This is a genomic window from Burkholderia sp. SRS-W-2-2016, assembly GCF_001931485.1.
Lineage (GTDB): Bacteria > Pseudomonadota > Gammaproteobacteria > Burkholderiales > Burkholderiaceae > Paraburkholderia.
Map to the genome: position 1 here is coordinate 15,339 of NZ_MSDV01000024.1, position 23,154 is coordinate 38,492.

The window sequence follows — 23,154 nt, forward strand, 5'->3', positions numbered from 1 at the left end:
TGGTCGGGAAATCGGAGAGTGAATCGAGCCGTGAAGGGCGCTGGTTAGCGGGCGAGCCGGCGCGCGACGTTCGCTGGCGGGCGGCCGGCGCACAAAAAAGCCGCGGCGCCCAGTGGGCGGTGGCGGCTCGCGTTGGCCGCGGCGCGTGCCCGCGCAGCTGGGCATTCGTCCACGGCCCGTTGCGGCGCAGTTCGCGCGTTACTTGGGCTCGAATTGTAACGCAGCCGAATTGATGCAGTAACGCAGGCCGGTCGGCGCCGGGCCGTCCTCGAACACGTGACCCAGATGCGCGCCGCAGTTCTTGCATTGCACCTCGATGCGCAGCATCCCGTGCGAGCGGTCGGTCTTCTCGGCGATCACCTCGCCGTCGATCGGCCGGAAGTAGCTCGGCCAGCCGCAGCCGGCGTCGAACTTGGTGTCCGATTCGAACAGCGGCGTGCCGCAGCACACGCAGTCGTAGATGCCGCGTTCCCAGTGATCGCTGTAGCGGCCCGTAAACGGCCGTTCGGTGGCCGCATGGCGGGTCACCTGGTATTCGAGGTCGGACAGTTGCGCGCGCCACTCGGCGTCGGTTTTCTGTACGGCCGGGGCGTCCTGCTTGAGATCGTCGGGGTTGCTCATGGTCGGTTCCTGTCTCGGTTGTCTCGGGTTGTCTCAGCTGTCTCGCGTTCCGTGATCACGACGAACAGCTCACTTCGAGCGAACTCGCCCAGTCGGGCGGCAGGCCCGCGTACGCTTCGTACTCGGGCTGCTCGTCGAACGGACGGCGCAGCACGCTGGCGAGCCGTTCCACTTCGGAGTAGTCCTTTTCCTTCGCGCGTTGGATCGCCGTTTCCGCCAGATGGTTGCGAAGCACGAATTTGGGGTTCACGCGGTTCATTGCAATGGCGCGCGCGGCGTCGTCGCGGGTCTCTTCGGCGAGGCGCGCGCGATAGTCCTGCGCCCACGCGTCGAACGCGGCGCGGTCGAGGAACAGGTCGCGCACCGGCGCGTCGCCGCTCGCATCGTGTTTCGACACGCGCGCGAGGTTGCGGAACGTCAGCGTGAAATCGGCGCGGTTCGCGTGCATCGCTTCGAACAGCCGGTTGACCAGCGCGTCGTCGCCGTCGCGCGCCTGTTCGAGGCCGAGCTTCGCGCGCATACGGTTTTCGAGCGCCGGCGCGAAGCGTTCCTTGAAGCCGGCCAGCACGCGCTGCGCGTCTTCGATCGCGCGGTCGCTGCGCACGCTTTCCTCGTGCTGTTCACCGAGCAGCGGCAGCAATCCCTGCGCGAGGCAGAACAGATTCCAGTACGCGATCTGCGGCTGCATCCGGTACGCGTAGCGGCCCTGCGAGTCGGAGTGATTGCAGATGTGACCGGCGTCGAAGCCGTCCATGAAACCGAACGGGCCGTAGTCGATCGTCAGGCCGAGGATCGACATGTTGTCGGTGTTCATCACGCCGTGACAGAAGCCGACCGCCTGCCACTCGACCATCAGGTCCGCGCTCGATTGCACCGCTTCGCCGAGCAGTGCGAGATACGGATCGTCGGCTTGCCGGCAATGCGGATAGAAACGGTCGATCACGTGATCGGCGAGCGCGCGCAACGCGTCGACCCGGTCGTTCGCATAGAAGTGCTCGAAGTGGCCGAAGCGCACGAAGCTCGGCGACACGCGGGTGACGACCGCGGCGGTTTCGATGGTCTCGCGCCGCACCGGCTGATCGGAGCCGATCACGCACAGCGCGCGGGTGGTCGGAATGCCGAGATGATGCATCGCCTCCGAACACAGATATTCGCGGATCGACGAGCGCAGCACCGCGCGGCCGTCGGCCATTCGCGAGTACGGCGTGCGGCCCGCGCCCTTCAGCTGCAATTCGTAGCGCTGGCCCGCGTGTTCGAGTTCGCCGAGGCCGAGCGCGCGGCCGTCGCCGAGCTGGCCCGCCCACACGCCGAACTGGTGACCCGAATACACCGACGCATACGGCAGCGCGTCGGCCGGCCACGCTCGGGTCGCGTTGCCGCTGAACAGATCGAGAAAGCCGGGATCGCGTTCGATGCCCTTGGGCAGACCGAGCCGCGCGGCGGTGTCGGCCGAGAAGCCGACCAGATACGGCGCGTCGAGCGGCGCGGCGGGCAGGCGGGTGAGGAAGGTGGCGCCGAGCCGCGCGAACGCGTCGGCCGGGGGCGTGGCGAGTGTGGTGGAAAGATCCGTCAAAGCTGCGGATGACCCTGCAATGCTTGGGGAAAACGACATATTGAGCGCCTCTGGATTAGCCGATATTGTAAGTCCGCGCCAGCGGCGCTGCTGGCCGGCCGCGCGCGGCGTTCAAACCTTGCGCGCGCACCCCAACCGACACCGACAAGCCGAGGAGACCCCGCCTTATGACGACGCCGCTGCTGGGCCAGATGATGGACGTGCCGCTCACCGTGTCATCGCTGCTCGCGCATGCCGCGCGGCATTTCGGCAGCACCGAGATCGTGTCGCGGCGCATCGAAGGCGACCTGCATCGTTACACGTACCGCGATTGCGAGAAGCGCGCGAAGCAGCTCGCGCAGGCGCTGCTCGCGCTCGGCGTCGAGCCCGGCGAACGGGTCGCGACGCTCGCGTGGAACGGCTACCGGCATCTGGAGGCGTACTACGGCACGACCGGTTTCGGCGCGGTGTGCCACACGATCAACCCGCGGCTGTTCCCCGACCAGATCGCCTACATCATCAATCACGCGGACGACGCGTACGTGCTGTTCGACACCACCTTCGCCGCGCTGGTCGACGTGCTCGCGCCGCAGTGTCCGCGTGTACGCGGCTGGATCGCGCTGTGCGACGAAGCGCACCGGCCGGCCACGCAAACGCCGCTGCTGTGCTACGAAACGCTGATGGACGGGCAGGACGGCGACTTCGAGTGGCCCGCGCTCGACGAGCGGCAGGCCTCGTATCTGTGCTACACGTCCGGCACGACCGGCAATCCGAAGGGCGCGCTGTATTCGCATCGCTCGACGGTGCTGCACGCGTTCGGCGCGTCGCTGCCCGACGCGATGAGTCTGTCCGCGCGCGACGCGGTGCTGCCGGTGGTGCCGATGTTTCATGTGAACGCGTGGGGCATTCCGCACGCGGCGCCGCTGACCGGCGCGAAGCTGGTGTTCCCCGGCAAGGATCTCGACGGCAAGTCGCTGTACGAACTGATGGAAAGCGAGCGCGTGACCTATTCGGCCGGCGTGCCGACCGTCTGGCTCGGACTGCTGAACCATCTGCGCGAGGCCAACGCGAAGTTTTCGACGCTGCAGCGCACGGTGATCGGCGGCTCCGCGTGTCCGCCGGCGATGCTGCGCACCTTCGAGGACGACTACGGCGTGCAGGTGATTCACGCATGGGGGATGACGGAAATGTCGCCCCTCGGCACCCTGTCGAAACTGACGTGGGAGCAGAGTCAACGGCCGCTCGCCGAGCGCCGCAAGCTGCTCGAAAAGCAGGGCCACGCGATCTACGGCGTCGATATGAAGATCGTCGGCGAGGATGGCCGCGAGCTGCCGTGGGACGGCGTCGCGTTCGGCGATCTGCACGTGCGCGGCCCGTGGGTGATCGACCGCTATTTCCGCAAGGACGATTCGCCGCTGGTGGACGGCTGGTTCCCGACCGGCGACGTCGCGACGATCGACCGCGACAGCTTCCTGCACATCACCGACCGCTCGAAGGACGTGATCAAGTCCGGCGGCGAATGGATCAGCTCGATCGACGTCGAGAACGTCGCGATCGCGCATCCGGCGGTCGCGGAGGCGGCCTGCATCGCGTGCGCGCATCCGAAATGGACCGAGCGGCCGCTGCTGGTGGTGGTCAGGCGCGCGGGGCACGAACTGACGCGCGAACAACTGCTCGCGTTCTACGACGGCAAGGTCGCGAAATGGTGGATTCCCGACGACGTGGTATTCGTCGACGAACTGCCGCACACCGCGACCGGCAAGCTGCAGAAGCTGAAGCTGCGCGACCTGTTCCGCGACCACGTACTGCCGTCCGCGCTCGAAGACGCCCGCCACTGCCCGATCACGCCCGGCACCTGAGCCGCGGTAAAGCTCGATTCACCGCCGACGCTGCCGGGCGATCCTGGGGGAAACCCCGCCCGGCAGTAAATTGAACGAGCGTGCTTTTTTGTGTATTCTGCCTGCTGACCCCGGAAACGTCGCCCGAAAAGTCTGACAATGAGCAGACTCGATGAACCGGACAGGCGGCGCATCAGGCGCCGCCTCATTGCATGGATCGCATGGAGGCAGGCAGATGGCAGTGGACTACACAACTCACGACGGCGTGGCCGTCATCACGCTGAACAATCCTCCGGTCAACGGCCTCGGGCTGTCGACGCGCGCAGGTATCGTCGACGGGCTCGAGCGCGCGCAGAACGATCCGGCCGTCAAGGCGATCGTGCTGACCGGTGCGGGCAAAGCCTTCTCGGGCGGCGCCGACATCACCGAATTCAACACCCCGAAGGCGACCCAGGAGCCGACGCTCGGGACCGTCATTCACGCCGTCGAAAACAGCCCGAAGCCGGTCGTCGCGGCGATTCACAGCGTCGCGATGGGCGGCGGTCTCGAACTCGCGCTCGGCGCGCATTACCGGATCGCCGCGCCCGGCGCGCAGATCGCGTTGCCCGAAGTGAAGCTCGGCATCCTGCCGGGCGCCGGCGGCACGCAGCGTCTGCCGCGCGCGATCGGCCTCGAAGCGGCGCTCAACATGATCGTGTCGGGCGCGCCGGTGCCGTCGGAACAGCTCGCGAAGTCGGGTCTGTTCGATGAAGTCGTAGAAGGCGATCTGGCCGACGCGGCGCTCGCGTTCGCGCGCAAGGTCGGCGCGAAAACCGGCGCGCATCCGAAGGTCCGCGACCGCAAGATCGAGCATCCGAACGCGGCCGGCTTCATCCAGTTCGCGCGCAATACCGTGGCCGGCATCGCGAAGAATTTCCCGGCGCCGCACAAGTGCATCGACGCGGTCGAAGCGGGCGTGAAGAACGGTTTCGACAGGGGCCTCGCATTCGAGCGCGAATGCTTCCTCGCGCTGGTGCAGACACCGGAGAGCCGCGCGCTGCGTCACGCGTTCTTCGGTGAGCGCGCGGCCAGCAAGATTCCCGACGTGCCGTCCGATACCCCGGTGCGCGACCTGAAGCAGGTCGGCGTGATCGGCGCGGGCACGATGGGCGGCGGGATCGCGATGAACTTCCTGAACGCGGGCATTCCGGTCACGCTGCTGGAGACGAAACAGGAAGCGCTCGAGCGCGGCGTCGCGACGATTCGCAAGAACTACGAAGCCACCGTGAAGAAGGGCAAGCTCAAGCCCGAAGCGCTCGAACAGCGGATGGCGCTGCTGACGCCGACGCTCTCCTATGACGACCTGAAAGACGCCGACCTGATCGTCGAAGCGGTGTTCGAAGAACTCGGCGTGAAGGAGCAGGTGTTCCGCCGTCTGGATGAAGTTGCGAAGCCCGGCGCGATCCTCGCATCGAACACGTCGACGCTCGACGTCGACAAGATCGCCGCGTTCACGAAGCGTCCGCAGGATGTGGTCGGCATGCACTTCTTCAGCCCGGCCAACGTGATGAAGCTGCTCGAAGTGGTGCGCGGCAAGGACACCGCCAAAGACGTGCTCGCGACCGTGATGAAGCTCGCGAAGAAGATTAAAAAGACTGCGGTGGTGTCGGGCGTGTGCGACGGCTTCATCGGCAACCGGATGATCGAGCAGTACGTGCGTCAGGCGCTCTTCATGCTCGAAGAGGGCGCGCTGCCCGCGCAGGTCGATCGCGCGATCGAGAAGTTCGGCTTCGCGATGGGCCCGTTCCGGATGAGCGATCTGGCCGGCAACGATATCGGCTGGGCGATCCGCAAGCGCCGCTATGTCGAGCATCCGGAGATGCACTATTCGAAGATCGCCGACCGGCTGTGCGAACTGGGGCGCTTCGGTCAGAAGACCGGCGGCGGCTGGTACGACTACAAGGCGGGCGAGCGCACCGCGTATCCGTCGAAGGTCGTCGACGAGATGATCGGCGAGTTCTCGAAAGAGGCCAATACCGAGCGACGCAAGATCAGCGACGAGGAAATCGTCGAGCGGCTGGTGTTCGCGCTCGTCAACGAAGGCGCGAAGATTCTCGAGGAAGGGATCGCGTCGAAGGCGTCGGATATCGACATGGTCTATCTGACCGGCTACGGCTTCCCGCTCCATCGCGGCGGCCCGATGCTGTACGCGGATACGGTCGGGCTCTACAACGTCGAACGCGCGATTCGCCGCTATGCAGAGCGGCCGAACGGCGATGCGTGGAAGCTCGCGCCGGGGATCGCGAAGCTCGCGGCCGAGGGGCGCGGGTTCAACGGCTGAGTGAGCCAGAAAGCGCGCGTGCAGTTGGACCGGGTCCCTGCACCGCGCGCATTTAAGGACTAAAGCGGCGCGGCTTCGCGCTTACGCTGCAAAAAGGCAGCGGGCCGGCGCGCCGCTAACGATATTCGCGGGACCGGAATGAGTGCTGAGGCGCTTACTTCCAGTCGGCCGTGACATAGGAGATTTGCATGACTGACGCCGTAATCGTATCCACCGCCCGCACGGGTCTCGCCAAATCATGGCGCGGCGGTTTCAACATGACGCATGGCGCGACGCTCGGCGGTCACGTGACGCAGGCCGCGGTCGAGCGCGCGAAGCTCGATCCGGCGCGCATCGAGGACGTGATCATGGGCTGCGCGAATCCGGAAGGCGCGACGGGCGGCAATATCGCGCGTCAGATCGCGCTGCGCGCGGGTCTGCCGGTCAGCGTGCCGGGCATGACCGTGAACCGCTTCTGTTCGTCCGGGCTGCAAACCATTGCACTGGCCGCGCAACGGGTGATCGCCGGTGAAGGCGACGTTTATGTCGCGGGCGGGGTCGAGTCGATCTCGTGCGTGCAGAACGAGATGAACCGCCACATGATGACCGACGGCTGGCTCAACCAGCACAAGCCGGAAATCTACTGGTCGATGCTGCAAACCGCCGAGAACGTCGCGAAGCGCTACTCGATCTCGAAGGAGCGCCAGGACGAATACGGCGTGCGCTCGCAGCAGCGCGCGGCCGCCGCGCTCGAAGCCGGCAGGTTCAAGGACGAGATCGTGCCGCTGACGGTGCTCGCCGGTGTCGCCGACAAGGCGAGCGGACGCCTCTTCACGAAGGAAGTGACGGTCAGTAGCGACGAAGGGATTCGCGCCGACACCACGCTCGAAGGCGTCGCGAAGATTCGCACCGCGCTGCCCGGCGGCGTGATCACCGCGGGCAATGCGAGCCAGTTTTCGGATGGCGCGTCGGCCTGCGTGGTGATGAACGCGACCCAGGCCGAACGCGAAGGCCTGCAACCGCTCGGTATTTTCCGCGGCTTCGCGGTGGCCGGCTGCGAGCCGGACGAGATGGGCATCGGCCCGGTGTTCGCGGTGCCGAAGCTGCTGCAGAAGGCCGGTCTGAAGGTCGACGACATCGGCCTGTGGGAGCTGAACGAAGCGTTCGCGGTGCAGGTGCTGTATTGCGCGGACACGCTCGGCATTCCGCACGACCGCCTGAACGTGAACGGCGGCGCGATCGCGGTCGGCCATCCGTATGGCGTGTCGGGCGCGCGGCTGGTCGGCCATGCGCTGATCGAAGGCAAGCGGCGCGGCGTGAAGTACGTCGTCGTGACGATGTGTATCGGCGGCGGGCAGGGCGCGGCGGGCTTGTTCGAGATCGCGTGACGCGGGTGCTGATGCGGTAATGCGTTTGCGCGTTTGCGTTTGTCTGTGCAGTAGCGGGCGCCGTGGGTTCGGCAAGTGGTAAGGACGGACCCGCGGCGCCGGTTTTTTATCTGGCGGCAACGTTTATCGTGTTGCCATACCCGGCAGGCTCAGCGTGCCCTGATCGACGAAGCGGGTCGTGCCGCCGATACCGGCGCCGGCGAGTTTGCCGCGCAGCAGGTACGGCACCTGGCCGGACTGGGTGGCGCCCGCGAACGCGAACGCCTGGCGGACCGCGGCCATCGCGGGGACGGTCAGCGGCACGCTGACGACGGTTTCACCGAAGCGCGGCACGGTACCGGCCTGATCGCTGACGCCGCTCGCGAACGGCTTGCCGTTCAGTTCGAGATCGAGCGAGATGCCGGAGAACGTCAGCGTGGTGTCGTTCGGGTTCTGCACGCGCAGCTTCAGGTTGAAGCGCATTTCGAAGCCTTCGCCGGGCAGCGGTTCGATGCCGGCGACGTTCACGCGTAATGGATCGCCGCCGAGCAGGCCGGCGCAACCGGTGAGTGTCAGGGTGGCGATGGCCATGACGAAAATGCGCAGCAGCGCGGAACGAGGCCTGCAAAGCAGCATGCGTAACGAGAACATGACCGGCACCTGAAAGAAGGAAGCGGACAGTGAGCGAGGTGGTTACGCATTCTAACCGGCGCAGCGGCGGCGGTTTCGTGAGACGGCGATGATGAGCGCGACGGCTCAGGCGACGCGCCGCAACTGTCGAGCAACGAAGCTCGCGACGCCCGGAACGGCACGGCGAATGAGCGCGCGCACAGCGCTCGTGCCGGTCGATGCCGGTGCGACCCGAAGCGTGGCGCCGGCACGCGGCGCACGGATCGTCACGACGCCATGTTGGCCGATCACGAACTGCTCGCCTTCGTGGACGGTAATCGATGTGACCGGTGCAGCGCTACCGAGCCACGCAAGCGAGTGGTCGCGAAAGCAGAGTTCCAGGTCACCTTCGACGGCCACGATGGCCGTGCCGGCACGCAGATCGACAAGCGTCGACTGGCCGCGAGCAACGCGTAACGCGCCAGGATCGGATGGGAACACGGCGGAGTGCGAGCGAGTCACGATGGTTTCCTTCGAATCGTTTTCCTGCTGCACAGCTTATTGAGTTCGTTCACGTGAAAACAGCGACAAGCATCGACAATCTGAAGCGCTACAGCGACGCATTCGGACCCGCTGTATCGGTCGCCATCGTGCCGATCTGTATCTGTTGTCGCGCGTCGACTGTGCGCACCATCGACGCATGGACGACCTGACCTTCGAGCGGCGCGACGCGCGCGCTACCCCCTTACCGGACGGCCAGCCGCTTTACCGGCAACTGGCCGATCACTATCGCCGCGCGATCGGCAACGGCGTGCTGCGCGTGGGCGATCGCATGCCGTCGATGCGCGCATTCATGCAGCGCCACAACGTGAGTCTCGCGACGGCGACCGAAAGCTATCGCGTGCTCGAACGCGCGGCGCTGATCGAAGCGCGGCCGCGGTCGGGCTATTTCGTGCGTGTGCCGCCGGCGGCGCTGCCGGCCGCGGTCGAACCGGATCCGGCACAGTTGCCGGGCGAAGCGCAGTTCGTCGGGATTCACGCGGCGATTTCGGCGATCGTGTCGAAATTCCAGCGCTTCCCGCAGGCGCTCAATCTCGGCGGCGCGACCGCGTGCCCCGAACTCTATCCGACCGATGCTTTGCGCCAGGCCGCGATACGCGCGTTGCGGCGCGAGCCGACGCTGCTGACTTCGGCCGGTCCCGACCTCGGCGATCCCGCGTTGCGCGCGGTCATTGCGCGGCGCGCGCTCGACGGCGGCATCGAGATCGGCGCGGACGAAATCATCATGACGCACGGCGGCATCGAAGCGGTGAACCTCGCGCTGCGCGCGGTGACCCAGCCGGGCGACACTGTCGCGGTCGAATCGCCGTGTTTTTTCGGCTTGCTGCAGGTGCTCGAAAGCCTCGGACTGCGCGCGCTCGAAATCCCGACGAGTCCGAGCACGGGTCTCGCGGTCGACGCACTGAGCTTTGCGCTGCAGCACCATCCCGGCATCAAGGCTGTGGTCGTGGTGCCGAATCTGCAGAATCCGCTCGGCAGCGTAATGCCCGACGCGCACAAGGCGGCTCTCGTCGGGCTGTGCTCGCGCGCCGGCGTGGCGCTGATCGAGGACGATCCGTATCGCGAACTGGTCGACGACGAACCCGCGCCGCGATCGCTGAAGGCGTGGGACACGGACGGCACGGTGATTCATTGCACGTCGTTCAACAAGACGCTCGCGCCGGGCATGCGGATCGGCTGGATCAACGGTGGACGCTGGCATCCGCGCGTGCGGATGCTGAAGTTCGCGCAGTCGCGTCACAACGAACAGCTGTCGCAGGTCGTGCTGGCAGGTTTTCTGGAGACGGGCGCCTACGCGCGACATCTGCGGCGCTTGCGCGACAGCCTGCGGTGTCAGCGCGAACGCATGGCGCTGGCGATTGCCGCGGCGTTTCCCGAGGGCACGCGCTTTACGCCGCCGCGCGGCGGACTGTTTTTCTGGATCGAGTTGCCGCGCGGGTTGTCGTCGGCGGCATTATTCGACGCCGCGCTGGACGACGGCATCCGCATCATGCCCGGGACCGTGTTTTCGAACACCGGGCGCTTCGATCATTTCATCCGGCTCAGTTGCCCGAGCACCGACCTCGAATGGCTCGACGACGCGGCGCGTCGAGTGGGGCGCCTTGCCAGGCGGATGAGCGGGCATGGCGGGGCCGATGCATGACAGCGATAGCAGGTATCATTTTTGGCTGTGCGCTTCACGCCGCGATCTGCGCAGCGGCCTGCGCAAAAAGCGAGCGCGCGACCGACGTTGCCGCCCATCAATTCCGAACACCGCAATGACCGACCCAACTTCCCCCGCAAAAACAGTCCCCCCCGTGCTCCCCGAAAGCCCGTTCGTCGACCGTCTCGGCGCGCAGCTTCTGTCCGCCGCCGACGGCGTCAGCGAAGTGGTGCTGCCGTTGCAGCACGATCACATGAACACGTGGGACGTCGCGCACGGCGGCGTCACGATGACGCTCGCCGACATCGCGCTGGCGATGGCCGCGCGCAGTCTTGCCGGCGACGGCGTCGGCGTCGTCACCGTCGAGATGAAAGTCAACTTCATGCAGCCGGGCCGCGGCGAGTTGCGCGCAAGCGGCCGCGTGCTGCATCGCTCGACGACGATGGCCTATTGCGAAGGCGAGATTCGCGACAGCGAAGGCCACTTCGTCGCCAAGGCGCTCGGCACCTTCAAATACATGCGCCGCCTCGCGGTGGGCCGCGACGTCGCGCGCCAGCGTCTGCGTACCGACCCCGGCGCGAAGCCCGGTCCGAGCGACGGCTGAGCGTCCGTATCTCAGCATCTGAACACCAGACGCGGTTCACCCCCGACCCGCGTCGCCCCCATCAACCCAAGGAGACGACCCGATGAGCCAGATCAACCGCCAACTGCTGCTGGTTTCGCGTCCGCAAGGCGCGGTCACGCCCGATAACTTCAAGCTCGTCGAAACGCCGCTCGCGCCGCTCGCCGACGGCGAAGTGCGGGTGCGCAACCACTACCTGTCGCTCGATCCGTATATGCGCGGCCGCATGAACGACAGCAAGTCGTACGCGGCGCCGCAGCCGCTGAACGAAGTGATGATCGGCGGCACGGTCGGCGAAGTGGTCGAGTCGAGGAATCCGAAGTTCGCGGTCGGCGACAAGGTCGTCGCGATGTTCGGCTGGCAGGAGTACGGCACCTCGAACGGCGCCGGCATCCAGAAGGTCGACGACACCCACGTGCCGCTGTCCGCGTATCTCGGTCCGGTCGGCATGCCGGGCGTCACCGCGTGGTACGGGCTGAACCGCATCATCGCGCCGAAGGCCGGCGAGACCGTGGTGGTCAGCGCGGCGAGCGGCGCGGTCGGTAGCGTGGTCGGCCAGCTCGCGAAAGCGGCCGGCGCGCGCGCGGTCGGTATCGCGGGCGGTGCGGACAAGTGCCGCTACGTGATCGACACGCTCGGCTTCGACGCCTGCGTCGACTACAAGGCCGGCAACCTGTACCAGGACCTGAAGGCGGCGACGCCGGATGGCGTGGACGGCTGCTTCGAGAACGTCGGCGGCGAGGTGCTCGACGCGACGTTCGCGCGGATGAACGCGTTCGGGCGCATCGCGCTGTGCGGTTTTATCGCCGGCTACGACGGTCAGCCGCTGCCGCTCAAAAATCCCGCGCTGATGCTCACGCAGCGGCTGCTGGTGCAGGGCTTTATCGTCAGCGAACATATGGAAGTGTGGCCGGATGCGCTCAAGCAGCTCGGCACGCTGGTCGCGCAGCAGAAGCTGCAGTATCGCGAGACCATCGCGCAAGGGCTCGAGTCCGCGCCGGAAGCGTTCATGGGGCTGCTGAAGGGCAAGAACTTCGGCAAGCAGCTGGTCAAGCTGATCTGATCGGCGCGTCGACTTCGCTACCACAACGGCACACCGCCACTGAACCGGGGATTGGAAAAATGACGTTTGAATTTGCAGGCAAGGTGGCGGTGATCACCGGCGCGGGCAGCGGCTTCGGCCGCGCGTTCGCGCACAAGGGCGCGGCGCTCGGCATGAAGCTGGTGCTGGCCGATGTCGATGCGCAAGAACTCGCGCGCACCGTCGACGGATTGCGCGCGGCCGGCGCCGACGCGATCGGCGTGCCGACCGACGTATCGAACGCCGCCCAGGTCGAAGCGCTCGCGCAGGCCGCGCTCGATGCGTTCGGCAAGGTGCATCTGCTGTTTAACAACGCGGGCGTCGGCACCGGCGGCCTGTTGTGGGAAAGCTCGGCGAACGACTGGTCGTGGGTGTTCGGCGTCAACGTGATGGGCGTCGCGCACGGCGTGCGGGTGTTCACGCCGATCATGCTCGCGCAGAACGAGCCCGCGCATATCGTCAACACGGCGTCGGTCGCGGGGCTGTTGTCGCCGCCGGCGATGGGCATCTACAACGCGTCGAAGCACGCGGTGGTGTCGTTGACCGAGACGCTTTATCAGGATCTGAAGCTCGCGCAGGCGCAGAGCACGGACGGCGCGCAGGTCGGCTGCTCGTTGCTGTGTCCGGCCTTCGTGCCGACCGGCATCGCCGATGCCGAGCGCGCGCGTCCGGACGACCTGCGCAACGCGGGCCGGCCGACGCGCTCGCAAATCGCCGCCGGCAAGCAGTTGCAGCGCGCGGTGCAGTCGGGCCGCCTCACCGCCGACGACGTCGCGAACCTCACGTTCGACGCGATCGCCGCGCGGCGTTTCTATATCATCACGCATCCGGGCATCATGGCGACCGTGAAGCTGCGCCACGACGACATCGAGCAGTTGCGCGAGCCGTCCGATCCGATGTCGCTGAAACCCGAAGTGAAGGGCGCGGAGTAGCCGCCGGTCGCCGGGTATTTGAACCGGCATCGCGCGCGGCCCTACGTTCGTTGTTATCCAAACCGGGGCGTTCGAGCGCGGCGCGGATTGCCACGCGTGCCAGATCGCCTCACCACACGCCTCACATCACGCCTCACAGATCACGCCTCACACATGCCGTTGAATCCGAAGATCGAGCAGGTGCTCGACATGATCGCGCGGGCCCGGCGCCCGCAGTATCACGAGATGAGCGCGCAAGCGGCGCGCGCATCGTATGAAAAAAGCGCGCCGATCCTCGAGATCGCGAGCGCGCCGATGTTTTCTATCGAAGACCTGCGGGTGCCGACCCGCGACGGCGCGACGATCCGCGCGCGCCTCTACTGTCCGGTCGAGCCGAACTGGGCCGAACCGCTGCCGGCCTTCGTCTACTACCACGGCGGCGGCTTCACGGTCGGCAGCGTCGATACGCACGACGCGTTGTGCCGGATGTTCGCGCGCGACGGCCGCTGCGCGGTGCTGTCGGTCGATTACCGGCTCGCGCCCGAGCACAAATTTCCGACCGCGGTCGACGACTCATTCGACGCGCTCAGCTGGCTGCACGCGCACGCGGCCGAATTCGGTATCGATGCGGAGCGGCTAGCGGTCGGCGGCGATAGCGCGGGCGGCACGCTGGCGACGGTCTGCGCGGTGCTCGCGCGCGACGCCGGTATCGCGCTCGCGCTGCAATTGCTGATCTATCCGGGCACGACCGGCCATCAGCAGACCGACTCGCATTCGCGGCTCGCGAACGGTTTTCTGCTGTCGGGCGACACGATCCAGTGGTTCTTCGAGCAATACCTGCGCGACAGCCGCGATCGCGACGACTGGCGCTTCGCGCCGCTCGACGGCGTGAGCGGCGCGCCCGATTTCGAAGGCATCGCGCCCGCATGGATCGCGACCGCCGAATACGATCCGCTCAGCGACGAGGGCGACGCGTATGCGGACAAGCTGCGCGCGCTCGGCAACCGGGTCACGCTGAAGCGCTACCCGGGGATGATTCACGAGTTCTTCAAGATGGGCGGCTATGTGCCGGACGTTGCGCAAGCGCACGCGGATGCCGCGGCGGCGTTGCGCGCGGCGTTTGGGATTGACTGAGAAGGCGAGCGAGGCTTGCCGGCGCGGGAAGCCGTGCCTTGCGGGCAGCAGGCGCGGCGGCGAATCCGGCCGCTCGCGCGCGGGCTCGCGAGTCGGGCGACGCGTCAAGCCACGCTGATCGGATCCCGCTCCACATTAAACGCAAAACTGCGCTCGAAATCTCCCGGCCGCACCACCCGGTGCGAGCCGTTATCGTCGCTGCGCTCGGCAACCGCGACGCCTAGCACGTCACCGAAGGCGGCGACCCTAACCCCGGTCGTACTGCGCGTGCCGTACTCCGGCGATTCGATAAACGCCGCCGACAACACCCGTTCCCGTTCGAGCGGAATCCCGGTCGACGGCAACTCGTCGTCGCGCGCAAGGCGCGGATCGCGCATCAGATCGATCAGCCGTTCGAGCGGCGGCATCGGCTCGCGCGCGAGCAACGTGCCCAGTTCCGCGCGCTTTCTGACCAGCTTCGGCCACGCGGTATCGAGCACCGCGTTCGAGATCCCGTGCGTGCCCGCCGCGAGCAGCTCGGGCTCGCGCCGCTCGACGCCGCGATTGCAGTACCACGCGAGCTCGCGCCGGTTCCAGTCGCCGACCAGCAGATTGAAACCGTTATAGATATCGCCGGTTTTGGCGACGTGCCGCAGATAGGCGAGCGGCGACGCGTGCGGCTGGCCGTCGGCATCGCGCGCGGCGCCGCTCAGCCAGTCGCTCACCAGCGTGCCGCGGGTCGGCGCATCGGCGCGCATCTCACTCGGCGCGCGGTAATTGGTCAGCGCGGCGAAGCGGCCGTCGCGCGTAAGCCCCAGCCACGTGCCGCCGCCGACCAGATCGCGTCCCGCCAGCACAGCCGGCGCGTCGCGCCACCAGCCGATCGGCTCGGCGGTGCGGCGGAAGAATTCGTCGCGATTCGCGGCGAGCGTGAACAGCGGGCCGTCGACCGCGTCGGGTCGCCAGTCGAAAACGATCAGGCACATCGGGGCGCGTCTCCCGGTGAGAGCGTGGGCAACGGCGGCACCAGCCGCCCAAAAAAATCAGACGAGAATAAACCCGCCAATAAAAAACGGCGCATCGCTGCGCCGCTTCGGGTTCCGTGCGCCGCTCAGACTTCGGTCGGCAAACCGTAGGGCAGCGGCAGGAACCGCAGCGCCGGACCGTCGGCCGCGCCCAGGTGCACGCTGCCGGATTCGAGCGCCGCGAGCTTGATCTCGACCAGCAGATCGACGCCGCCGCCTTGCGCGGACGCCGCGTTGACGATCATCCCGCACGGCTGGCCCGGATCGTCCGAGTGAAACAGTTCGGCACCCGGGCGCACCGCGTCCAGTTCACCGGCCACATTGGCAAGCGACGTGCGTCGCTTGATCGTGCCGCGATACTGGCTGCGCGCGACCACTTCCTGGCCCGGATAGCAGCCCTTGCGGAAATTGACCGCGCCGAGCACGTCGAAGTTGACCATTTGCGGCACGAACTGCTCGACCACCGGCTGGGTGATACGCGGCTCGCCCGCGCGGATGTCGAGCCAGTCCCACACGGCCGGCGACACGCGCTTGAGCGTGCCGTCGAGCGACGGCAGCAGCGCTTCGACCTGCGCCTTCGGCCCGATCCACAGATAGCGCAGCCGATCGAGCGCATCCGGCACGCGGATCAGCGTGCCCGCCGCGCCGTCGACCTGCACGTGCACGCCGTCGGGCAGCGCATCGAACACGCCGGACAGCGCGCGGCGCACGTCGCCCGCGAGACCGACCACCGCGAGTTCGGCGCTGGCGTCGGCAAGCTTCGCCTTCGCGCGCAGCACGAACATCGACAGGCGTTTTTGCACCGCCGCCTGCACGTCCTTCGATACCAGCAGACGGATCGTGTCGCCGCTGCGCCAGCTGAGGAACGACGCGAGCAGCCGGCCCTTCGCCGAGCAGTAGCCGGCGAGCCGTGCGTTGGCGGCGTCCAGATGCTGGACGTCGTTGGTCAACTGGCCGTGCAGGAAGCTGGCCGCGTCGTCGCCGTGCACGTCGATGATCCCGAACTGCGACAGCGGCATGTATGCGCCGTGCTGGAGCACCGCGTCGAATTCGTCGGCCGACGGACGCGGCAGCACCGGCAGCGCGATCGGCGCGGCCGCTGCGGGCGCGGTGGAGGCGGGGCTGGAAGGGGTGGCTGATGCGTTAGCGGGGGCGTTGCCGAGCGGTGTATTCATGGATTCCGGGAACAGTCAATTCTGACTTTGGCTAAGGCAAACAGTTATTATATTCAGTCCAACCCCGTCACGTTTCCATGTCCCTTCTGAAGAAATGCTTCACCGCCGGCGCAGTTGTAGTCGTGCTGGCCGCGGCGGCTATCGCCGCTGGATATCACTGGGCCACCCGCCCGCTCGAATTGACCCCCGCGCAACTCGACGTCACCGTCAAACCGCATAGCAGCCTGCGCAGCGTCGCGCTGCAACTGAATCGCGGCGGCGTGCCGGTCGAGCCCGAACTGTTCATCCTGATGACGCGGCTGCTCGGTCTGCAAAGCGAACTGAAATCCGGCAATTACGAGTTCAAGACGGGCATCACGCCGTACGACGTGCTGCAAAAGATCGCGCGCGGCGATGTCAACGAATACGTGGCGACGATCATCGAAGGCTGGACCTTCAAGCGCATGCGCGCGGAGCTCGACGCGAACCCGGCGCTCAAGCACGACTCGGCGGGCCTGTCCGATGCGGATCTGATGATCGCGATCGGTGCGCCGGAGGCGTCGATCGGCAACGGCGAGGGGCTGTTTTTCCCGGACACCTATCTGTTCGACAAGAACACCAGCGACCTCGACATCTACCGCCGTGCATACCGTCTGATGCGCGTGCATCTCGACGAAGCATGGCTCGCGCGCGCGCCGAACCTGCCGTACAAGAGCCCGTACGAAGCGCTGACGATGGCCTCGATCATCGAAAAGGAAACCGGCAAGCCGTCCGACCGGCCGCTCGTCGCCGCGGTGTTCGCGAACCGTCTGCGCGCGGGCATGCCGCTGCAGACCGACCCGACCGTGATCTATGGGATGGGCGAGAGCTACGCCGGGCACATCCGCAAAAAGGATCTGCAGACCGACACTCCTTACAATACCTACACCCGCATGGGCCTGCCGCCCACGCCGATCGCGCTGCCGGGTGTCGCGTCGCTGCAGGCGGCGCTGAATCCGGCGCCGAGCACCGCGCTGTATTTCGTATCGCGCGGCGACGGCAGCAGCATCTTTTCTGAAACCCTCGGCGAGCACAACAAGGCCGTGGACAAATACATTCGAGGGCAATAATGGCGCGCGGCAAATTCATCACGTTTGAAGGCATCGACGGCGCGGGCAAGACCACTCATCTGGGCTGGTTTCGCGAACGGCTCGAAGCGAAGCTCGCGGCCAACGGCCGGACCGTCGTGATGACGCGCGAACCGGGCGGCACGCCGCTCGGCGAGCAGATCCGCGAGATCGTGCTGCATCAGAAGATGGACCTCGAAACCGAAGCGCTGCTGATGTTCGCGGTGCGCCGTCAGCACCTGGCCGAAGTGATCGAGCCGGCGCTCGCGCGCGGCGACTGGGTGCTGTCCGACCGCTTCACCGACGCGACCTTCGCGTATCAGGGCGGCGGCCGCGGCCTGCCGCGCGACAAGCTGGAGACGCTCGAGCGCTGGGTGCAGGGCGGTTTTCAGCCGGACCTGACGGTGCTGTTCGATCTGCCGCCCGCGGTCGCCAACGAACGGCGCAGCGCGGCGCGCGATCCGGATCGCTTCGAGCGCGAATCGGCCGCCTTTTTCGAGCGCACGCGCGCCGAATACATGCGCCGTGCGGAAGAGGCGCCGTACCGATTCGCTATCATCGACTCTTCGCAGAGCATCGCGCGTATTCAGAAACAGCTTGAAGAATTGATCGCAACGCTTTGATTTTCAATCAATATAATTGAAATTTATAAGAGCCTGCAAAGCTCGTGCGATGTCTAAAGTAGTGTATTCAACCCATTGATTGCAAAGACCAACGATGATCTATCCGTGGCAAGCCGATGACTGGAACCGCCTGCAGCAGCTGCGCGCCCACTGGCCGCATGCTCTGCTGCTGCACGGCCAGGCCGGGATCGGCAAGCTGCGCTTCGCGCAGCACCTCGCGCAGGGGCTGCTCTGCGAGGCGCCGCAGCCCAACGGCGAGCCGTGCGGCACCTGCGTGGCCTGCAACTGGTTCGCGCAGGGCAATCATCCGGACTACCGGATCGTCGTGCCCGAGGCGCTCGCGGCCGAGGCCGGCCCGGTCGCCGCGGCAGGCGCCGACGAGAAAGCCGACAAGGCCGACGGTGACGAAGGCAAGAAGACCCGCACGCCCAGCAAGGAAATCAAGATCGAGCAGGTCCGCGGTCTGCTCGACTTCGTCGGCGTCGGTTCGCATCGCGGCGGCGTGCGCGTGGTCGTGCTGTATCCGGCCGAAGGGCTGAACGTCGCGGCCGCCAATGCGCTCCTGAAGACGTTGGAGGAGCCGCCCGCCGGCGTGGTGTTCCTGATGGTGTCGGCGCGGATCGACCGCTTGCTGCCGACCATCATCAGCCGCTGCCGGCAGTGGCCGATGAGCGTGCCGGCGCCGCAGGCCGCCGCCCAGTGGCTCGCCGCGCAGGGCATCGAAGACGCGCCGGCGCTGCTCGCCGAAGCGGGCGGCGCGCCGCTCGCGGCGCTCGCGCTCGCCAGCGACGAAAACCGCACGCTGCGCGACTGGACGCTGAAGCAGCTCGCGGCCGGCGCGCAGTGCGACGCGTTCGCGTGCGGCGAGGCGCTGCAGAAGCTGCCGGTGCCGCTGGTGCTCGGCTGGCTGCAGCGCTGGATGTACGATCTGCTCGCACAGCGCACCGCCGGCGCGCCGCGTTATTTCCCGCAGGCGCAGAAAGCGCTCGAACGCTGCGCGTCGCAGGCCGACGCCAACGCGTTCGCGCGCTTTCTACGCAGCGTGACGCGCCAGCGCGCGGTCGAGAATCATCCGCTGAATGCGCGTCTGGTGTTCGAGGAACTGTTTATCGGCTATCGCGCGCTGTTCGCGTGAGCCTTTGCCTGAACCTTTGCTTGAGCCTTTCATTGCCGCGTCCGAAACGATCCGCCATGCTGGCGTAGTCGGCCCCGGCAGCCCCATTTTTCGCAGGACCTGATCATGTTTGTCGATTCCCACTGCCATATCAATTTCGAAGGACTCGCGGACCGTCTGCCGCAGGTGCTCGAGAACATGCGCAGCCTGTCGGTCACGCACGCGCTGTGCGTGTCGGTCGATCTCGAAACGCTGCCGTCGGTGCTGGACATCGCCAGCCGCTGCGAGAACGTCTACGCGTCGGTCGGCGTGCACCCGGACCACGAGCATATGCGCGAGCCGAGCGTCGCCGAACTGGTCGAGCTGGCCCAGCATCCGAAGGTGGTCGCGATCGGCGAAACCGGCCTCGACTACTACCGTCTCGAAGGCCGCACGATCGCCGACATGGAGTGGCAGCGCGAGCGTTTTCGCACCCACATCCGCGCCGCGCACGCGACCGGCAAGCCGTTGATCGTTCACACGCGTTCGGCTTCCGAGGACACGCTGCGGATCATGGCCGAGGAACGCGCCGGCGAGCCGGGCGGGGTGATGCACTGCTTCACCGAGCCGTGGGCGATCGCCGAACAGGCGCTCGCGCAGAACTTCTATATCTCGCTGTCGGGCATCGTCACGTTCAAGAGCGCGACCGACGTGCAGGACGTCGCGCGCCGCGTGCCGCTCGAACGTCTGCTGATCGAAACCGACTCGCCGTATCTCGCGCCGGTGCCGTATCGCGGCAAGCCGAATGAACCTGCGTACGTCAGTTATGTCGGACGCTTCATCGCGCAGCAACGCGAGATGCCGGACGAGGCGCTGGCCGCCGCGACCACGCAGAACTTTTTCAGGCTGTTCAAGATTCCGGCGCCGGCCACGGCCTGAACGGTGAACGCCCGGTAACGAACTGGGTGTTGCAACTGAAAATCCAGTAACATCAAATGGATAGGGAAGTTTCCTAAAGTACTATATGAAAAATATTTCGACGTCGTCCGCTGCTTTCCAACCGACCTCCGCCATGACGGCCGCCCGTGCGTTCGCGCCCGCGCGACGCCTCGCCTGTGCCGCCGCGCTCGCCTGCGCGGCGCTGGTCGCGGTGCCCGCGCACGCGGCGCCGATCGACTCGCTGATCAAGTCGGTCAAGTTCGACGACGTCGACGGCGTCAACAAGCTGCTCGCGAAGGGGATGGACCCGAACAGCGTGGACAGCCAGGGCATTCCGCTGCTGGTGCTGGCCGCGCGCGAGAAATCGGAGAAGGTCACCGCCGCGTTGCTGAAGAATCCGAAGACCGATATCGAAGCGCAGGACAAGGCCGGCGAAAACGCGCTGATGATGGCCTCGCTCGCCGGCGACCTGAACATCGTCAATCAGCTGATCGCGAAGGACGCCGAAGTCAACAAGAAGGGCTGGGCGCCGCTGCACTACGCGGCCGCGAACGGCCACGACGACATCGTCAAGGTGCTGCTCGATCACTCGGCCTACGTCGACGCCGGTTCGCCGAACGGCACCACGCCGCTGATGATGGCCGCGCGCGGCGGTCACATCTCGACCGTCAAGCTGCTGCTCGACAACGGCGCGGACCTGAACGTGAAAAACCAGATCGGCATGACCGCGCTCGATTTCGCGAAGACCTACAAGGAACCGGACGTCGTCGAAGGCCTGACCGCTCGCATGCAGCAGGGCCAGAAGTAATCGCACGCGCGGCGGCACGACGCTGACGAACTGGCCCGCGAGGGCGCTTCGCCCAGCGCTTGGCCGATGCTCGATGGATTTGTTCGATTTGTCTGACATCGATAAGGCCTGGCTGCTGCCGTCGCGTAAAACAGTGCAGAATGACGACTTTGGCGCGCCCTTTGGCGTGCCATCCGGATGCGGCGAAAAGACCGCGTGATAAACAAACCTGGAAAGGAACACCATGCTGCGGGCTTTGATTTTCGCCGGCGCGCTCGCCTTGCCGCTATCGGCGGCCGCGTTTACGGGAGGCGACCTCAACAAGCTGTGCACTAAAACGGACGTGGCTTCACGCTCCGCCTGCGCGGCCTATATCGAAGGCGCGGCCGACGGTATCTTCAACACGATCGATGCGATCGGCGGCACCACCGGTCCGCGGGTCGGCCAGTATTTCTGCCTGCCGGCCGATGCGCGTTCCGCGCAGTTGACCGACGCGGTGCGCAAGTACATCGCCGAGAATCCGAACGCCGCGGGCTACAACGCCAGCACCGCGATCTCGCTGGGTCTCGGCAAGGCGTTTCCGTGCAAGAGCGGCAGCTGATCGACGCCGCTTGCCGCGCCGGGCAGCAACACGCGTAGTCGCCGCCCGGCGCAACACTGACGGCGCGCGACTCGCGCGCCGGGTGCCGCGGGTCCCGTCCACCGCGCAGGTGTGACGAACCCCACCGATGTTCGCAGTCCCACTGGCGCGCCGCCGCTCTTCGAGCCCGGAGGAAGATGCCCGTTATGCCGACTTTCGACGACTTCAGCCGGGTGGCCGCCGCGCCGCTGCACTCTTGGCTCGGCGTGCTGATCGTGACCGCGCTCATGACGATCGTGACGATCGGCGTGCATCGTTTCGGCGCGCGCGTGGTCAAGCGCATTGCCGAACCGCACGCGCTGACCAGCGTGGTGCTGCGCTATATCGACAAACCTTCGCTGTTTGCGCTCGTGATCCTCGTGCTCGCGTGGATCTGGTCCGAGGCGCCCACTACCCTCAATTTCATCGAACCGGTGCGCGACGTCACGGGCATCGCGCTGATCGCCGCGCTCACGTGGCTGTCGGTGCGCTCGGCCGCGGCGATCGGCGAGGCGATCATCCGCGCGCATCCGCTCGATACCGCCGACAACCTGCAGGCCCGCCGCATCCATACCCAGGCTCGGGTGCTCGCGCGTTCGGTGATGATCGTGATCGTGATCGTCGGCGTGGGCGGCGCGCTGATGACCTTGCCGAACGTCCGGCAGATCGGCGCGAGCCTGCTGGCCTCGGCCGGTGTGGCCGGTCTGGTCGCCGGTATCGCCGCGCGGCCGGTGCTCGGCAATCTGATCGCCGGTTTGCAGATCGCGCTGTCGCAGCCGCTGCGGCTCGACGACGTGGTCGTGATCCAGAATGAATGGGGGCGTATCGAGGAAATCACCGGCACGTACGTGTCCGTGCGGCTGTGGGACCAGCGCCGGCTGATCGTGCCGCTGCAATGGTTCATCGAAAATCCGTTCACCAACTGGACCCGCAGCAGCTCGCAGATCATCGGCACCGTGTTCCTGTTCGTCGATTACCGGATGCCGCTCGCGCCGCTGCGCGAGGAGCTCGCGCGGATCGTCGAAAGCGCGCCGGAGTGGGATCGGCGCGTGCAGGTGTTGCAGGTGTTCGACTGCACCGAACGCGCGATGCAGCTGCGTGCACTGGTCAGCGCACCCGATTCCGGTCTCGCGTGGGATCTGCGCTGCCGGGTCCGCGAAGGGCTGGTCGAATTCATTCAGCGGCACTATCCGGAATGTCTGCCGCGCGGGCGCGCCGAGGTGTCTGCGGAGCTGGAGCCCGGCAGCGGCTCGCCGGTCGACTGGCTGCCGCGCAGCATGCAGGCGCCGGCCAGCAGCACCGCCGCACATACCGAAGCCGATCCGGTGGCGACGCGGATCGGCCGGCCGGAGGTGGCCGAGGCTGCGCGCAAGGCGAAGGAGCAGGCCTAGGCGGCCTGGGAGCGTGACTGGGTACGTGGCTTGCTACCTTGCGGGGCGCGATCGCACCCGCGTAATGGGTGCATCGCGCCGGCCGCCGTAGCGCGAAGCATGCGCGCGAAATAAAGCGAAGCGCATGAATCCGCCACGACGCGCATCCCGCGGACTGTCCGCGCGGTGTGCGGCCGCTGACCCATACTTAAATCACTCACG

At 66.6% G+C, this 23,154-nt stretch carries 23 protein-coding genes; 17 read left to right on the forward strand and 6 right to left on the reverse strand.

What is annotated here, in order from left to right; genetic code table 11:
- Positions 1-198: 198 nt before the first annotated feature.
- On the reverse strand, positions 199-621 hold the full coding sequence (msrB, locus tag BTH42_RS12135) for a peptide-methionine (R)-S-oxide reductase MsrB (RefSeq protein WP_075299504.1): 423 nt from the start codon (positions 619-621) through the stop codon (positions 199-201).
- A gap of 55 nt (positions 622-676) precedes the next feature.
- Positions 677-2,233 carry a YdiU family protein gene (locus BTH42_RS12140; RefSeq protein ID WP_075299506.1) on the reverse strand — a complete coding sequence of 519 codons (1,557 nt, stop codon included), beginning with the start codon at positions 2,231-2,233 and terminating at the stop codon, positions 677-679.
- Positions 2,234-2,361: 128 nt separating this feature from the next.
- Between BTH42_RS12140 and BTH42_RS12145 the strand changes: the two genes are divergently transcribed.
- From BTH42_RS12145 to BTH42_RS12155, 3 genes are all read left to right on the forward strand, one after another.
- Entirely contained in the window at positions 2,362-4,032 is a 1,671-nt protein-coding gene (locus BTH42_RS12145; protein ID WP_075299508.1) for a 3-(methylthio)propionyl-CoA ligase, read from the forward strand.
- A 214-nt stretch (positions 4,033-4,246) separates the two neighbouring features.
- Complete coding sequence (locus BTH42_RS12150) at positions 4,247-6,331, forward strand: 3-hydroxyacyl-CoA dehydrogenase NAD-binding domain-containing protein (RefSeq protein WP_075299510.1); 2,085 nt, start codon at positions 4,247-4,249, stop codon at positions 6,329-6,331.
- A 188-nt stretch (positions 6,332-6,519) separates the two neighbouring features.
- On the forward strand, positions 6,520-7,698 hold the full coding sequence (locus BTH42_RS12155) for an acetyl-CoA C-acyltransferase (protein WP_075299512.1): 1,179 nt from the start codon (positions 6,520-6,522) through the stop codon (positions 7,696-7,698).
- Between the two features lie 123 nt (positions 7,699-7,821).
- On the opposite strand, the gene BTH42_RS12160 is transcribed toward BTH42_RS12155, so the two are convergent.
- Positions 7,822-8,313 carry an LEA type 2 family protein gene (locus tag BTH42_RS12160; protein ID WP_256701992.1) on the reverse strand — a complete coding sequence of 164 codons (492 nt, stop codon included), beginning with the start codon at positions 8,311-8,313 and terminating at the stop codon, positions 7,822-7,824.
- Between the two features lie 120 nt (positions 8,314-8,433).
- The gene (locus BTH42_RS12165; RefSeq protein ID WP_256701988.1) at positions 8,434-8,808 is read right to left on the reverse strand and encodes a hypothetical protein; all 375 of its coding nucleotides are present in this window, start codon (positions 8,806-8,808) and stop codon (positions 8,434-8,436) included.
- 53 nt (positions 8,809-8,861) lie between these two features.
- Here BTH42_RS12165 and BTH42_RS35425 point away from each other — a divergent pair, with 53 nt between their 5' ends.
- The 6 genes from BTH42_RS35425 to BTH42_RS12190 all read left to right on the forward strand — a co-directional run bounded on the left by BTH42_RS35425 (position 8,862) and on the right by BTH42_RS12190 (position 14,237).
- Complete coding sequence (locus tag BTH42_RS35425) at positions 8,862-8,999, forward strand: hypothetical protein (RefSeq protein WP_178392156.1); 138 nt, start codon at positions 8,862-8,864, stop codon at positions 8,997-8,999.
- Complete coding sequence (locus BTH42_RS12170) at positions 8,987-10,489, forward strand: PLP-dependent aminotransferase family protein (protein ID WP_075299516.1); 1,503 nt, start codon at positions 8,987-8,989, stop codon at positions 10,487-10,489. The genes BTH42_RS35425 and BTH42_RS12170 overlap by 13 nt, the downstream gene beginning before the upstream one ends.
- 115 nt (positions 10,490-10,604) lie before the next feature.
- On the forward strand, positions 10,605-11,093 hold the full coding sequence (locus BTH42_RS12175) for a PaaI family thioesterase (protein WP_075299518.1): 489 nt from the start codon (positions 10,605-10,607) through the stop codon (positions 11,091-11,093).
- 82 nt (positions 11,094-11,175) lie between these two features.
- Positions 11,176-12,174, forward strand: coding sequence for an NADP-dependent oxidoreductase (locus BTH42_RS12180; RefSeq protein WP_075299520.1), 999 nt, complete (start codon positions 11,176-11,178; stop codon positions 12,172-12,174).
- Positions 12,175-12,233: 59 nt separating this feature from the next.
- Positions 12,234-13,124: an SDR family oxidoreductase gene (locus BTH42_RS12185; protein WP_075299522.1), complete on the forward strand. Its 891-nt coding sequence runs from the start codon at positions 12,234-12,236 to the stop codon at positions 13,122-13,124.
- Positions 13,125-13,277: 153 nt separating this feature from the next.
- Positions 13,278-14,237, forward strand: a complete 960-nt coding sequence (locus BTH42_RS12190) for an alpha/beta hydrolase (RefSeq protein ID WP_075299524.1) — start codon at positions 13,278-13,280, stop codon at positions 14,235-14,237.
- Positions 14,238-14,341: 104 nt separating this feature from the next.
- Here the strand turns inward: BTH42_RS12190 and BTH42_RS12195 are convergent, their stop codons facing one another.
- Together BTH42_RS12195 and BTH42_RS12200 are read right to left on the reverse strand one after the other, a co-directional pair.
- Complete coding sequence (locus BTH42_RS12195) at positions 14,342-15,202, reverse strand: NRDE family protein (protein WP_075299526.1); 861 nt, start codon at positions 15,200-15,202, stop codon at positions 14,342-14,344.
- A 125-nt stretch (positions 15,203-15,327) separates the two neighbouring features.
- On the reverse strand, positions 15,328-16,416 hold the full coding sequence (locus tag BTH42_RS12200) for a folate-binding protein YgfZ (protein ID WP_075299528.1): 1,089 nt from the start codon (positions 16,414-16,416) through the stop codon (positions 15,328-15,330).
- A 77-nt stretch (positions 16,417-16,493) separates the two neighbouring features.
- On the opposite strand from BTH42_RS12200, the gene mltG reads away from it, so the two are divergent.
- The 8 genes from mltG (at position 16,494) to BTH42_RS12235 (ending at position 22,953) form a co-directional block, all read left to right on the forward strand.
- A complete protein-coding gene (mltG, locus tag BTH42_RS12205) occupies positions 16,494-17,504 on the forward strand; it encodes an endolytic transglycosylase MltG (protein WP_075299530.1) in 1,011 nt (336 codons plus the stop codon).
- On the forward strand, positions 17,504-18,124 hold the full coding sequence (gene tmk / locus BTH42_RS12210) for a dTMP kinase (RefSeq protein WP_075299532.1): 621 nt from the start codon (positions 17,504-17,506) through the stop codon (positions 18,122-18,124). The genes mltG and tmk overlap by 1 nt, the downstream gene beginning before the upstream one ends.
- 94 nt (positions 18,125-18,218) lie before the next feature.
- Positions 18,219-19,259: a DNA polymerase III subunit delta' gene (locus BTH42_RS12215; RefSeq protein ID WP_075299534.1), complete on the forward strand. Its 1,041-nt coding sequence runs from the start codon at positions 18,219-18,221 to the stop codon at positions 19,257-19,259.
- Positions 19,260-19,364: 105 nt separating this feature from the next.
- Positions 19,365-20,156, forward strand: a complete 792-nt coding sequence (locus tag BTH42_RS12220; RefSeq protein WP_075299536.1) for a TatD family hydrolase — start codon at positions 19,365-19,367, stop codon at positions 20,154-20,156.
- 85 nt (positions 20,157-20,241) lie between these two features.
- Positions 20,242-20,964 carry an ankyrin repeat domain-containing protein gene (locus BTH42_RS12225; protein ID WP_075299538.1) on the forward strand — a complete coding sequence of 241 codons (723 nt, stop codon included), beginning with the start codon at positions 20,242-20,244 and terminating at the stop codon, positions 20,962-20,964.
- Positions 20,965-21,037: 73 nt separating this feature from the next.
- On the forward strand, positions 21,038-21,163 hold the full coding sequence (locus BTH42_RS35975; RefSeq protein ID WP_256701989.1) for a hypothetical protein: 126 nt from the start codon (positions 21,038-21,040) through the stop codon (positions 21,161-21,163).
- Between the two features lie 24 nt (positions 21,164-21,187).
- Positions 21,188-21,544 carry a Rap1a/Tai family immunity protein gene (locus BTH42_RS12230; RefSeq protein WP_075299540.1) on the forward strand — a complete coding sequence of 119 codons (357 nt, stop codon included), beginning with the start codon at positions 21,188-21,190 and terminating at the stop codon, positions 21,542-21,544.
- Positions 21,545-21,729: 185 nt separating this feature from the next.
- Positions 21,730-22,953 (forward strand): mechanosensitive ion channel family protein, encoded by a 1,224-nt coding sequence (locus tag BTH42_RS12235; RefSeq protein ID WP_075299542.1) that lies wholly within the window; start codon positions 21,730-21,732, stop codon positions 22,951-22,953.
- Positions 22,954-23,154 lie beyond the last annotated feature (201 nt).